The sequence below is a fragment of the Halalkalibacter lacteus genome (genome assembly GCF_036663595.1).
Classification (GTDB): domain Bacteria; phylum Bacillota; class Bacilli; order Bacillales; family Bacillaceae_D; genus Halalkalibacter; species Halalkalibacter lacteus.
In genome coordinates this window covers 1-472 of the sequence record NZ_JAWRVL010000104.1, presented here as the reverse complement: position 1 = coordinate 472, position 472 = coordinate 1, and the positions used below count along the sequence as shown (strand labels likewise).

Sequence of the window (472 nt, the reverse complement as noted above, 5' to 3'; positions counted from 1 at the left end):
CCCTTGCTGATTACAAATGTTATTATTTTTGCAGTCAACATTAACATCTATTTTAATAATAATATATACAAATACCTTAACTATAATTTCAAGGCTAACATTATTTTCAAAAATGATATATATTTCGTAGTATATGTCATAGTATATGTTAACAATCATGTAAAAGTTTTCTTTACTAAAATTATATGGAAAAGGAAAAGAACATCTGAATTGAAAGGTCTATTAAGGAACTGTTGAGTGACAATAGAGTTGTTCCGAAAGGGCCAGATAATGGAATAATACTTGGTGGTTAAATTGGATATTTATGTTAAAATATTTTAGGGATTGTGAAGGGTTGCACTTAAAGTAAACGGGTGCTTCAACATTAAAGAGAAGAGAGAAGGGGGAAAGTCTGAAAATGCCTTTATTAAAAAACCAGCACTTAATGGGAATTTCATGGATTTTAGTAATACTCTTATTAGTAGCATCCTTT

Annotated in this window: 1 protein-coding gene; it reads right to left on the bottom strand. The window is 28.8% G+C overall.

Annotation, left to right across the window (positions count from 1 at the left end):
- Positions 1–222 precede the first annotated feature (222 nt).
- On the bottom strand, positions 223–472 hold a 250-nt coding region (locus SAZ04_RS21670), incomplete at its 5' end, for a hypothetical protein (RefSeq protein ID WP_332699574.1).